Genomic DNA, 12,451 nt, shown 5'->3' on the forward strand with positions numbered 1-12,451 from the left:
TCATTTAGATGTATTCCATTTCAAAAAAAATATTCATTGAAAAACAGGTTTCTGTTGCCAAAAATACGTTCAGCAATGCAGAGATCGGTAACTCAGCAGAAGTAAAATTCAAATGTTGTAACTGTGGTCATGAAAATATCGTTAAAATAACGCCATATGAATCAGGCTTTCCGATTTTTCAATTGTACAATAACGAAAAGGTTTTAGCTAAAAATGAATTGTTAAAAAATAAAATTGTCTCCGAAACCTCCATAAATTTACTTCACTTTGGAGAACTGACCGTAAATGATTTACCGACATTGTACTTTGGAACAGATTGTTCGTCTTGTCATTCAAAATATATTTGTGTTTTTAGCTATGGCGAAAAACAACCCGGACTGACTTTGCTGACCATTTCCGGCGTATGGAAGTATAATGAAATTTAAGCCTGGGTACTCCATCTGGCACAAGTTTTAGCGCCCAAGCCCTTAGCAAAAGCTTAATTTGGGCTTTCGTTAAATCAATGCATTAATCTCCAAAAAAAATCTCCGCTAGTTAAATACAGGGAATGCACAAGTCATCCACCTAGCTGCCTCCCACTAAGACTTGCACTAGTAAGCGCAAGTCTTAGTGCCCCAGCCTGAGCAAAGGATCGACTTGGGCTTTCGTTAAATAAATACATTAATCTCTAAAAAAATCTCAGCTAGTTAAATATAGGGAATGCACAAGTCATCCGCCCCAGCTGCCTCCCAATTAAGACTTGCACTAGTAAGGAATGGGCAACTATAATGAGCAGAGACATTCTATTTTTTTTAACATGGGTGATTAAACGGGCCCTGATATTGCTGATGAAACGTAGACTATTTACAGCATCTCACCTTATTTCCCAATTATTTTTAGCTATTTTCGTTAGACTGGTCTAAGATGAACTAACATGAAGAAATTTTTCACATTATCTATTTTTCTCCTAAATGCTGCCATATCTATTTACGCTTTTGGACAAGACAGTACAACTTTAAAATCAGACAGTTTAAAGAATGGAAGGTTAGAAAAAGAGTTCAATAAGGTAAATCAACTTTCTGCAGAACGGCTTTCTGATTCGCTTAAGCGAGCTGATCTTGAGCAACGTGTAAGTTCTTTAGGGATAGCTGACAAATTACAGCGGGAAAGTTTAATGGCTGAATTAAAATCACTCAAAAAAAGAGATTCCATTCATCGTTTCCGTCAGATAAGTCAGATAGATTCTTTACGCAAAATAATCAAAGGTGTACCGGTTGTATTTAATGGCGACACGCTTTATTTTATTTATGCCAAACTTGGTAGTTTTAGTGCCGCCGACAGGGCAAAAGCTGTGGCTGAAAGGCTAGAAGGAGTTGGCGATGGTGCGAATTTTTCATCTGATTCACTTAAGCTTATTCCTGCCGAACAAACTACCGACCTGCTCTATGGTAATACCTTATTGCTTTCTATAACCGATCAGGATGCACTATGGGCCAGAAGCGATCGGCCGCTTTATACTTCAGCAATCAAAAAAAGGGTGGTGGCCGCCCTTGATAAATATGTTCACGATACAAGCTGGCAAGTGCTATTGAGGGAAATTTTATTGACGATATTGGTTATTACAGTGGTAGTTGGCCTGATCTACTTTATTAATAAGCTCTTCAGGAAGATATCAAGCAAATTTTTCTCTACTGAAGGACGCTTTAAAGAGGGACTAAAGATTAAAAATTATGAACTTCTGGATGCGGGCCGTCAATTGGCAATAATCGCAATATTATTGAAAATCATTCGCTATGGGGTTATTCTGGCGGTAATTTATCTGGCTTTCCCTGTGCTTTTTGGGATTTTTCCTTTTACCCGCGATCTATCGGTTAACCTGTTAAACTATATCCTCAGCCCACTTAAAAAGATCGGCATATCGATATGGAACTATTTTCCCGACCTGATGACCATATTGGTTCTTCTGGTGGTATTCAGATATGTGATCCGCTTTGTTAGGTTTATCAAAGTGGAGATCGAACGGGGCAAACTCACTATACCAGGTTTTTATAAAGATTGGGCCAACCCTACCTATCAGATTATCCGTGTGTTAATTCTGGCTTTTATGCTTATTGTCATTTTCCCTTATCTCCCGGGATCTGATTCTGGTGTTTTTAAAGGGGTTTCGGTTTTCATGGGTGTTCTTTTCACTTTCGGATCAGCTGGTGCACTAGGTAATGTTGTTGCAGGCCTGGTGCTCACCTATATGCGGGCCTTCAGAATTGGCGACCGCGTAAAAATCGGAGAGGTTACAGGAGATATTATTGAAAAAACTCTGCTGGTTACAAGAGTGCGAACGATCCAAAACGAAGTTGTTTCTATTCCAAATTCTACTGTAATGAACAACCATACCGTAAATTTTAGTATTGAAGCGCAGGAAAAGGGACTCATCATCCATACCACAGTAACGATTGGTTATGATGTGCCCTGGAGGCAAGTACATGAACTGCTCACTAATGCCGCACTTGCTACAGAGCTTGTTGATGCTGAACCGAAGCCATACGTGCTCCAAACCAGCCTCGACGATTATTATGTAAGCTATAGATTAAATGCCTTTACTAAATCGCCAAACCGGCAGGCCGTAATCTATTCTGCTTTGCATGCAAACATACAGGATCAGTTTAACCAGGCCGGAGTGGAAATTATGTCGCCACATTATAAAGCGCTCAGAGATGGTAATGCAACCACCATTCCAGCAGACTACTTACCTAAAGATTATCAGGCACCATTATTTAGGACAGAAAATATCAACCAAAATAACGATAACCCTAACGCACTACCAAAGAAATAAAACTTTATTTTCTCTGAGTGTAGCGAATATATTATGCAACAAAAAATGCCCTATTATTTTGGCTTTTTTTGTTTACACTGTATCCAAAGCGCTCCTCATTTCCGAATAGCAGATTTGTAAATTGTTCTTAAAAAATTAAGAAATGATTAAAAAACAGGAAAAATCCGATTATTAAGACTGATATAGGCGTATCGGCATTTTTTTTGTTATGAAACAAGTATGAAAAGGAATGATATAATCAGTGCGCTCTTAGGTATATTGATTATGGCCATCACTTATTGGCTGCTGTTTTACAGGCTCTCCTCTCCTAAAGAGCGTAAAGAAATTAGAATGTCCTCCTCGACACCAAGATTAAAAAACTTAGAATAATTACTCCTTACTGATGTTTATTTGGTGAAGTCCTAAATTTTATTTTAAGGCATGAATGGCTTTTGACAAAAACTATAAACACCCCCTAATCATACAGAAAAGAGAAAGATGGATGATACTTTGAAGAAGAGAACTTTACTTTTTAACCACTGATGCACACAGATAAATACAGATTTTACATCCAGGTGCATTCTCTATCTCCTTAAGATCAGAGCCATCTGTGTCAAAATTATATCGATCTATCCAGAGGGCTAAAATAATAACATTGGGCGTGCTGCCGGAAGGATTGTGGTTCGAAGCATATTCCGATTCTACAGGACAAACAGCTATATTGCCTAAAGCATTAATGGCCTAAATGTTGAAGAAACAGATTAAGATCGTCGTCTTTTCCCAAGCCCAGTTTTTGTTTAATCCGGTAGCGGCTCATACGTACGCTCTTGGGTTCGATGCCCAAACGGATGGAAACCTCTTTATTGGTCAACCCCATCAACATATATGAGCAGTATTTTAAATCGAGCCGCGTTAGTGCGTGATTTGCTTTGTCCTGCAGACGTTCAAAAAAAGCAGGATTGGCATCAAAAAAATCTATTTTATATTCTTCAAACTCTTTATCCATCCTTTTCTGTTGATTCACAATCCGTTTAATCTGTTCATCAAGCGAAAGATGGCTCTCACTGTTTACCTTGTCTGATATGAGTTCCAGCAGCTCATTTTTTTCTTCAATCTGTAAATTTCCGGCTAATAACTCTTTTTCCAGTCGTTCCTGCCGTTCTTTAAGTAAAGCTTGCTCGGCCTTTAACTGCAAGGCTTCGGCTTCTTTTAATTGTGCTTTTAGTTCTGCAGCATCCTTTTGCTGATCGATTAATTCCTGTTTCCTGACTGAGGCTTTGAGTTTGTAGTTGTAGGAGATCAACAGCAAAAGTAAGGCTAGTATTCCGGCAAGCCCTGAAATGATATAGAAAACATTTAATTTTTTCGTGTAAGCACTTTGTTGATGGAGATATGCAATTTCCTGTTCTTTTTTTTCAGACTGATATTGTGCCTCAATCCTGACGGTGTTATTTATTTTCTCTTCGTCGAAAGCTTTTTTATAATTCGTAATGTACGCTTTTAGATAATTTAGCGCTGCTGCCTTATCTCCTTTTTTCTCAGCGATATTAGACAGTCCCTGAAATATCCTGGACTTTGTGAGCGGCATTTTAACCACTCCATCTTCTATTTTGCCTAAACCAGTTAATAATATTTTTTCAGCCTGGTCATAATTGCCATCCCGCAGGTAATATTCACTTTTTAACCCGTAACAATTTAATAAAATCTCCTGTAAATTCGTTTTTGTAGCAATTTCAATCGCCACATCCACATATTTTTCGGCGCTATCGCGATAGCTTGCCGGAAAGTACTGAAAATAGGTATTGGCAGTATTTAGCGCTACTGCCGCGGTATTGCTGTATACGAGCAAACGTCCTTCTTGTTTTTTAGAGAGCCAAAGTGCTTTTTTGTAAACCTTTAAAGTCGAATCAAGCAGATTACGTTTTGTGGTATCTAGCTTAAAGCGATCAAAAAAGGTTTGTCCTATGGTAAAATAAGCGTTATTCAACAGATCCACTTGCTGGCTTTTTACTGCCGTTAGATAGCATAGATCGGCATATTTTTGTTGTTTAGATGGGTTGTTCCCATATCCATAAAAGCTGGCCAGGTAATGATATATCGTACTCTCATATTCGTAAGCATTTTCTCCCCTAAAAAAATCGAGTGCTTTAAACATTTTGGTAATAGATTTATCATTCTCATCATTAACAAGGTCTAACCAGCCATTTCTAAACCATACAAAACCTAGGGTAACGCTATCTTTCGTTTTCTTTGCATAGTACATGGCGCTATCAAGGCTTTGATAAGCATTTTTCATGTCTTTTTTCCAAACATATAAATGTACCAGGGTGGCATAGGTCATCGCTTTACTTTTCCCATCCTTTAGGCCCGCACTAATCTGAAGGGCCTGATTAGCCAACTTGAAAGATAATGGAAGGTCTTTTTCAAAATTGGCCTTCGCCAGCTTGCACAATACATTTACACGCAGCTCTTTGGTTGTACCCTTTTGTGCAAGTAAATGGTTTAACGAATCGATATAGATTTTTTGGGCCTCTGCACTTTTAAAAAAAAGGAAAAAACAAATAAACAGGCTTAATAAAGTTTTCAGTGGTAGCTGCATATTCAAAAATAGAAAAGAAACACTTTTATAAAAGCAGAAGTACAACAAATAAATGGGATATAGCTCTTTAAACGGCTTTTGTAGTCTCCTTGTAGACGCTATTTTAAAAACAGGTAGTTGCTGTGTAGCCTGTCTTTTCTTGGCTGACGGTTTAAACGCCTATAACTTTGAATTATTCAATTCACCAAAAAATTTAATCACATGAGACAGAAAACAATGGCTATTGTGGCCTACATTACACTAATCGGTTGGATCATTTCTTACCTGGAGTTCAAAAAATCAACAGAAAAAAGTAAACTGGTTAATTATCATCTTGGGCAATCGCTTGGACTGATCATCACATCTATTCTTTTAAGCATTTTGAGCAGTGTTATTTTAGTAATTATTCCATCTTTAGGTGCTATTTTTTACCTCATTTTATTCATTCCATTTGTATTATTATTGCTTGGCATCATAGCGGCCAACAACGAACTGGAAAAACCTGTCCCACTCATCGGAAAAATATTTGAAGGAAAATTCAATTTCGCTTCTTAACATCAATTTACAGATGGGCAGCTTGCGCCTTCGTCTGAAAGTTTACATTACCAACGGCAGCACCGCTCTGCAGATGAGTCTTTACGCAAAAACGCTGACCATTGACGGCACTACGATATTTTCCCAATAAAAGCAGTGGCCAACTGCAGAAAAACGTGTTATGATGCCCCCATACAATTGTTATAGGAATAAATGGCAAAATCTTTGAGCCGGCTTAACAAAATCACATTCAATAAAAACGATAATGAATCCCGAAATCTACAAACAACGGTTTACCACAGAAGATACACCCGGATGGCAGGCGATAGATGATCAATTGGAAAAGATATATGGCAATACGGAACCACGTCATTATCCACCATTGTGCGGAATCCATTATGCAGCCGGTGGAACAGACCCAATAGATGGTATCAGCGTTTATGATAGCAGCCACCAAACCTTTCATCGGCACATGATCAGTTATGGCATGAGCGAACTGTATTATAACGAAGAAAAAGCTGGAGGCGAATTTAGCAGATGGGGCTTTGAATTTACATTTAGATTGGCGCCTTTTAAAGATGATGAAAATGATCCTATCTGGGCAATAAACGTAATGAATAACCTCGCCCGGTACGTATTTTCGAGCGGTAAATGGTTTGAAGAAAATCATTTTATTCCAGCTAATGGGCCAATAAGATTAAATACAGAAACAGCAATAACGGGCTTTGTTTTTGCCTTAGATCCCGAACTGGGAAAAATGGACACCCCTCATGGCGAAGTAAGCTTTTTACAGTTGGTTGGCATTACCAATGCAGAAGTAGAAGATTTGAAAAAAAGCCCTACAATAGGTGCTGTACAAGAACTGATCGAAAAACTGAAAAAGGATAATCCGCTGTTAATTACAGATCTGACCAGAAAATAATTTAAAAATCCTCCATAACGTTATGATACCAAGAAATGTCCTTTTAGTCTTGCTGATTTTGATTGTTTCCTCTTGCCAGTCTGAAAAAGCAGTTCATTTGAAAACAGTCCTGGAGCAAAAGAAACGGGGCGTTTTCAATATAATGCGGGGCAAAAACGGCCCTAATGAACAGAAACTCAAGTGCCTGATTGATGGCGATTTTAAATGCGCCCAGCAGGCAATAACCGAAGAGGAACGGGCATTCGATAAAATCATCAGTGAAATAAATGCATTGGAAACAGGAGATATTAAATATGGCAACGAACTAAAATCGGCAACAAGCAACTATTATAAGGCTGTTAAAGAATCCGAAATTTTTGACCGCTTAGTTATTGCCCAGCAACAGATCAGTCAAAATAAAACAAATACTGAAAAAATACGGGATGCTGCAATACACCAACAAGGGCAATTATCAAGAGACAAGCTGGAAATGAGCAAAGCAATCAGTAAAAAAGAACAGGTATTGGCCGAAGCACAAAAACAGTTCAATTTACTTAATCATTTAAACTAACCTGTTTTTTGCCTTGATAAACACTTAGAAAAACTTTAAGCCATGTTCCGCAAAAATAAGTTCAAATCCTCATCTTTGTCAAGTCCCAGTTTTTGTTTAACGCGGTAACGGCTCATTCGCACACTTTTGGCTTCGATATGCATCAGCTGGGCAATTTTTTTGGTATCCATCTTCAAGTGCAGATAAGCGCAGAGTTTAAGATCGAGTGCAGTGAGTTTTTGTTGTGCCCTTTGATTTAACAGAGCGAAAAATTCTGGATGTACCTGTTGAATCTGAAATTTTGCTTCTTCAAAGTCATTGTCCAAAAGCAGTTCTTCATTCCAGATTTTATTAATATTCAGTTGATGGTTGTCATTAAATTTTTCTTTGATCTGAAAAAGCATCTCTTTTTTATGTTCCAGCTGCAATTGGCTGGCCATTACTTCTTTCTGTAACTGCTGTTGTTGACTTTCCAATAATTGCTGCTCAGCTTTTAACCTTGCCTGCTCTTCTTTTTCGAGTTTCATCTGCAATTCAGCATCCTGTTTTTCCAAGTGCAGCTGTTTTTCGCGCTGCAATGAATACCTTAACCTAAAATGGTAAGACCTGAACATGAATATTAGCCCCAACAGCGAGGCAATGGCAATACCAATGTAAAGATACTTTTGCTGCTGCGCATATTTTTCGCTCTGTTTTAACAGCTTCACTTCATTGTTTTTTTTTTCCGCTTCGTACTGTACTTCTAGTTTTTGAGCATTTAAAGCCTGCTTCTGATCGAAAAGTTTACTATTGTATGCTGTTGCTTTTTTCTGAAACTCAAGTGCCTTTTCGTAATGGCCATTTTGCTCATAAAAGCTGGACAATGCCGTTACAATATTGATCAGCGTGTAATAATAAGGCGCCTGCTGGTCTTTCATCATACTATAGGCCTCCTGTAAATACCCTTCAGTCATGACCGTATTTTTATCTCTTTTGGCGTATTCGCTCAAAATCCCCAAACTGCTCGCCCTAACCTCTTCCCCATTCAGCACTCCTTTCATTACCTCGTTGGCCATGCTTGCATACCGAATGGCATTTGCTTTCGCAGCCTGATCCGTATCAGGAAAGTATTTCAAATAATAATCTGCGCTATTGATACAAGCCATAGCGTATGTTTTTCTGGCAACGTATTGAGGGTACTGTTTATAAAGATCCTGTACTTTATTTAAGTAGTAAATAATACTATCCCGCTGTAATTCTCTTTTTGTTGCTACAAAATTGTAATCAGCAGCTACCGACAGGGCAATATAACAGTTACTCAATAGGTTATAGTCGGTAGTTTTAATTGCACTTTCAGTAGCCTCTCGAGCATATTTATTTACATTTTTTACATCGTCCCACCTGGTATTCAGTGCATATAGCTGGTAATATATTTTGGCAGTAAGGTAAGGATCGTATTTTTTCTCCAACATTTTAAGCCCCATCTGGCAATACTTAGTTACCAATTCGTTATTATCGATAGCATTGTAGAATAAAGCCTGCGCGTAATAAGCATAAGCTAAGGCAATAGGCTGTTGTGCCTTTTGCCCGATAGTTAAAGTGGTATCGCTTGTTTTTTTCAACAAAGCAAACTGCTTCATATTTGCATAAACATTAGCCAGCATGGTATATGCTTTTGTGGCTTCGGTAAAGTTTTTGAGTTTTATGGCCAAACTTACACTTTGTTGCGCCTTTGCAATTGCGGCTGCATAATTTGCATTAGTCCTATATCTTTCTGCCAGTTGCGTAAGCAGGGCTGGTTTATCCTTCTCACTTAAATTATCGAGCGCTGTACTATCCAATAAGCTTTGCGCCTGGACCGTATAACATCCTATAACGATCCCAATCAAGAGTAATATGTTTTTAAAAACCAGACGCTTCATATCGTAAAATTAGTATAAAGATTGGAGCTTGGGTAAAATTGTAGACAAAAGCTAAAAACAACCAAAAAACATAAAATACTAATTAACAACAACTTAATAACATCTGTAGATGTATTGTAGACGTTTTTAAAAAATACAGTAGATGTTCTGTAGGCGGCAAATTCTTTTAAAGAATGATCATTAACTCCAAATTTGACCTAAATAATTTTTTAATCTAAAAAACAGAAACCATGGACAACAAAACCCTTTCAATCATTTCTTACATCACCCTTATAGGTTGGATAATAGCTTATTTTATGGGAAAAGATAAAGCTGACACCTTGCTTAAATATCACTTAAGACAGTCGTTAGGCCTCGCCATTGTGAGTATCATTTTCAACATAGCATTTACCATCATTGCCCTTATAGTGCCTAGTTTATCTTTTTTGGGCTTTGTTGGTTATGCATTTATCATTCTTTGGATTATGGGGATTATCAATGCGGCCAATGGTGCATTAAAACCTGTTCCACTTATCGGTAAATGGTTCGAAGACAAGTCTTCATTTGTTGGTAAATACTAAAAAGAAGTTTATGCGCCTCAACATCAAAAATGTCATGCTAATGGTGATGGTTTCGACCATCACCGCATGCAACCTTACCGTAAATACCCCCGAAGAATATTTTGACCAGGCAGCCTTAAATGCCAATGATATATCGCGTTTTGGCACTTACTATTTAAGGTTATCAAGAATATCTTAAAAACGTATCTGGTCCAGGCAAAGTTACCAATTGCGAAGAATACCTGAAAAATTACATTGCAGTAGAAAAGATGCTTTTTTAATTGTTATTAGTCAGTCACTCAATATCTCAACCGGATTACTATGAAACAAAGACTTTCGATATTCTGGATACTTTACATGTTGTTTTTTGCCATTCCCTTCCCTATGTTGTTATATTACAACATTAAGAGCGAAAACATGCCGAACCTGATGGAAAGAAACCCATGGCTATCGTTAAGTTTGGTAGCAGTTTCTGTGTTGTTATGGATTATTCTCTTAACAGGCTATTACCGCAAATGGGTAATCCGTACTTTTTTGATGAAGCGCAATATAGAAAAACTCAAAAATACCGGTGAGCCCCGTGAGGCCAAAATTATTGCCGCTGTAAAAATGTCAGAACCAAATGCAGCTTATGATACCTATGAACTCACACTCCAGTTTAAAAATCTGGCAGGTAGTGAAATCAGGCAAAAAACCATAATAAATGATTCAAAACCTTACGAACGCCGCTATGAGGTTGGTAAAACGGTGGGCATACTGTTGGATAAGGAAGCAAACAAAGTCCCTTATCTCATTATCGCCAGTACAGAAGTGAGCATAAACAAAACCATAGTAATGCTGGTTAACCTGGGTTGGCTCGCTTTTACCTGTATTGTTGCAGGCTATTTTGTTTATTCCTATTCCTCAGAAAGCGAAGGCATGGGCTGGCGTTTTATGAGCTTAGGCCATCCGTTGTTGGTTTGCCCTGCAGGACTTCTTTTTTACCGGTTTTTAGGCGCTATTATCCAAAGCAAATTTTGGGGTAAACCAAATGAATTGTTCCTGATCAAATTTAAAGGTATCCGGACAACCGCCAGGTTGATTAAGGCTAGCCAAACGGGAACCTTTATTAACGAACAGCCAATGATTAATTTTGAGGTGGAATTTACCGATCAACATAGCCAAAAGCATAGGGCAAACCTAAAAATGATTGTTGATCTGCTCGATCTGGATATAACCAAACAGGAACATGTATCCATTTTTTACCTCAAAGAAAATCCACAGAAAATTGCCCTTGAAAAAGACCTGAACGAAATTAAAGGAGAATTCTGATGAAAAACTTAACCCATATCTCCTGGCTGATGATACTTTGCTGCTTCTTTGGCTCGGGCTGTAAACAAATCACAAAAAGTGTAGACGAAACCTTTCATCCAAACGATTCTTTGGCTAATAAATACAATAAAGAAAACCGTATCCAATCAGAGGGCGAATATACCGGAACCACTAAAACAACAACGACAACTTCTACACAGCATCATCAGGAAAAATTTGTAGTGATAAACGGTGATACGGTTAAAACACCAGAACTTCAGGACAAGGCAAAAGAACTTTTTCATGACCTGGAACTTTTAAAACAAAAGCAAACACCAGCAGATAGCAAGGAAATCCAAAAAAGGGTAAATGAATTTTTAAAGGATATGAACCTGCCTCAGCCAGGGGCGAAAAACAGCAATAGAGAAAAATCAACAGCAAAAGTCAGAAAAGGGATGTTAAGTGCTTCAGCATTAGCACAGGCAGAAGAGAAACTAAGACAGCTACCACAATACCGTGATAGAGAAATTGTGATATATGAATCTGTACATTTTTACGAAGATGGCTCCATTAAACTGGCCTTACAGCATCCCGAAAACCCTAAATATGTGGATGAATATTCATACAAAGATGGCATCTGGTCTTCCCCGAAACCTTTACAGGCCAGGAATATCGAGCGAAGGACATTTCCTTTAAGTAAAATAAATTTTGCAGATGCGCAAAAAGTAATGCAGATTTATAACGATAAAGCCGTCCAGGTTGAAGGTGCAAAACCCACCACCACGGCCTACATTTCAATTTGGGATGATGGCATGCGGTGGTTTCCATCAACAATAAATGGCAGCCGCGAACGCTACGATCTTCAGTTTAACAATGATGGAACGCTTAAAAGTTTTAGGCAGGAGTGAAAATATGAATGGGATGATAATTAAAGATTAAAGTAATAGCATTTAATAGCATTCGACCGCAGTAGAGAAATATTTAAAACTATCAAATAAACATCGTTCAAAGATTTTTCCGTTCGCTACGCTCCAGTCGAAAAAACTCATTTACAATGTGTTATTTGGCAAATGATTACGGATCTTGGACTCCATCGCCAGAAGCTCCCCTTGCGTGGGAATGATGATCGACTTCGGCCCTCACACCAACTCTGTTCACTCTGCGCCTTTCTCTTTGTGGCCTCTGTGGTTAAAAAATGGAATTAATTCTGAAGACTAACTGCAGTTAAAACTGTAACTACAACAAATCCTTCAACACTACCATAAAATAATCTTCGTTTGCGACGAGCATTAGCGAGATATGCATTTAATGCACAACAAGAGTTTAGAAGCGATAAAATCGCCTTTCTCCTCCCATCCTCGTTACAAACG

11 protein-coding genes are annotated in these 12,451 nt (G+C 38.1%); 9 read left to right on the forward strand and 2 right to left on the reverse strand.

Annotation, left to right across the window (positions count from 1 at the left end; genetic code table 11):
- Positions 1-8 precede the first annotated feature (8 nt).
- A complete protein-coding gene (locus ACTJKN_RS22770; RefSeq protein WP_440828002.1) occupies positions 9-425 on the forward strand; it encodes a hypothetical protein in 417 nt (138 codons plus the stop codon).
- Between the two features lie 488 nt (positions 426-913).
- The gene (locus ACTJKN_RS22775) at positions 914-2,809 is read left to right on the forward strand and encodes a mechanosensitive ion channel family protein (protein WP_440828003.1); all 1,896 of its coding nucleotides are present in this window, start codon (positions 914-916) and stop codon (positions 2,807-2,809) included.
- A gap of 712 nt (positions 2,810-3,521) precedes the next feature.
- Here ACTJKN_RS22775 and ACTJKN_RS22780 read toward each other — a convergent pair.
- Positions 3,522-5,387 (reverse strand): helix-turn-helix transcriptional regulator, encoded by a 1,866-nt coding sequence (locus ACTJKN_RS22780; protein ID WP_440828004.1) that lies wholly within the window; start codon positions 5,385-5,387, stop codon positions 3,522-3,524.
- Between the two features lie 201 nt (positions 5,388-5,588).
- Here ACTJKN_RS22780 and ACTJKN_RS22785 point away from each other — a divergent pair, with 201 nt between their 5' ends.
- From ACTJKN_RS22785 to ACTJKN_RS22795, 3 genes are all read left to right on the forward strand, one after another.
- The gene (locus ACTJKN_RS22785) at positions 5,589-5,921 is read left to right on the forward strand and encodes a DUF4870 domain-containing protein (RefSeq protein ID WP_440828005.1); all 333 of its coding nucleotides are present in this window, start codon (positions 5,589-5,591) and stop codon (positions 5,919-5,921) included.
- 244 nt (positions 5,922-6,165) lie between these two features.
- A complete protein-coding gene (locus ACTJKN_RS22790) occupies positions 6,166-6,822 on the forward strand; it encodes a suppressor of fused domain protein (RefSeq protein WP_440828006.1) in 657 nt (218 codons plus the stop codon).
- 22 nt (positions 6,823-6,844) lie between these two features.
- Positions 6,845-7,372 (forward strand): hypothetical protein, encoded by a 528-nt coding sequence (locus tag ACTJKN_RS22795; protein WP_440828007.1) that lies wholly within the window; start codon positions 6,845-6,847, stop codon positions 7,370-7,372.
- Positions 7,373-7,407: 35 nt separating this feature from the next.
- On the opposite strand, the gene ACTJKN_RS22800 is transcribed toward ACTJKN_RS22795, so the two are convergent.
- A complete protein-coding gene (locus tag ACTJKN_RS22800; protein WP_440828008.1) occupies positions 7,408-9,252 on the reverse strand; it encodes a helix-turn-helix transcriptional regulator in 1,845 nt (614 codons plus the stop codon).
- 230 nt (positions 9,253-9,482) lie between these two features.
- Here ACTJKN_RS22800 and ACTJKN_RS22805 point away from each other — a divergent pair, with 230 nt between their 5' ends.
- The 4 genes from ACTJKN_RS22805 (at position 9,483) to ACTJKN_RS22820 (ending at position 11,989) form a co-directional block, all read left to right on the forward strand.
- Entirely contained in the window at positions 9,483-9,812 is a 330-nt protein-coding gene (locus tag ACTJKN_RS22805; RefSeq protein WP_440828009.1) for a DUF4870 domain-containing protein, read from the forward strand.
- A gap of 10 nt (positions 9,813-9,822) precedes the next feature.
- Complete coding sequence (locus ACTJKN_RS22810) at positions 9,823-9,990, forward strand: hypothetical protein (RefSeq protein ID WP_440828010.1); 168 nt, start codon at positions 9,823-9,825, stop codon at positions 9,988-9,990.
- Between the two features lie 122 nt (positions 9,991-10,112).
- A complete protein-coding gene (locus tag ACTJKN_RS22815; RefSeq protein ID WP_440828011.1) occupies positions 10,113-11,102 on the forward strand; it encodes a hypothetical protein in 990 nt (329 codons plus the stop codon).
- Complete coding sequence (locus ACTJKN_RS22820; RefSeq protein WP_440828012.1) at positions 11,102-11,989, forward strand: hypothetical protein; 888 nt, start codon at positions 11,102-11,104, stop codon at positions 11,987-11,989. The genes ACTJKN_RS22815 and ACTJKN_RS22820 overlap by 1 nt, the downstream gene beginning before the upstream one ends.
- Positions 11,990-12,451: the final 462 nt, after the last annotated feature.

This window comes from Pedobacter sp. 22163 (assembly GCF_052045595.1).
In the GTDB taxonomy this organism is placed as follows: Bacteria; Bacteroidota; Bacteroidia; order Sphingobacteriales; family Sphingobacteriaceae; genus Pedobacter.

Excerpts from the sequence above, each read along its gene's own strand:
- ACTJKN_RS22780 (WP_440828004.1), bottom strand. The coding sequence starts at position 5,387 with ATGCAGCTACCACTGAAAACTTTATTAAGCCTGTTTATTTGTTTTTTC.
- ACTJKN_RS22790 (WP_440828006.1), top strand. The coding sequence starts at position 6,166 with ATGAATCCCGAAATCTACAAACAACGGTTTACCACAGAAGATACACCC.
- ACTJKN_RS22810 (WP_440828010.1), top strand. The coding sequence starts at position 9,823 with ATGCGCCTCAACATCAAAAATGTCATGCTAATGGTGATGGTTTCGACC.
- ACTJKN_RS22775 (WP_440828003.1), top strand. The coding sequence starts at position 914 with ATGAAGAAATTTTTCACATTATCTATTTTTCTCCTAAATGCTGCCATA.
- ACTJKN_RS22815 (WP_440828011.1), top strand. The coding sequence starts at position 10,113 with ATGAAACAAAGACTTTCGATATTCTGGATACTTTACATGTTGTTTTTT.
- ACTJKN_RS22820 (WP_440828012.1), top strand. The coding sequence starts at position 11,102 with ATGAAAAACTTAACCCATATCTCCTGGCTGATGATACTTTGCTGCTTC.
- ACTJKN_RS22795 (WP_440828007.1), top strand. The coding sequence starts at position 6,845 with ATGATACCAAGAAATGTCCTTTTAGTCTTGCTGATTTTGATTGTTTCC.
- ACTJKN_RS22800 (WP_440828008.1), bottom strand. The coding sequence starts at position 9,252 with ATGAAGCGTCTGGTTTTTAAAAACATATTACTCTTGATTGGGATCGTT.
- ACTJKN_RS22785 (WP_440828005.1), top strand. The coding sequence starts at position 5,589 with ATGAGACAGAAAACAATGGCTATTGTGGCCTACATTACACTAATCGGT.
- ACTJKN_RS22770 (WP_440828002.1), top strand. The coding sequence starts at position 9 with ATGTATTCCATTTCAAAAAAAATATTCATTGAAAAACAGGTTTCTGTT.
- ACTJKN_RS22805 (WP_440828009.1), top strand. The coding sequence starts at position 9,483 with ATGGACAACAAAACCCTTTCAATCATTTCTTACATCACCCTTATAGGT.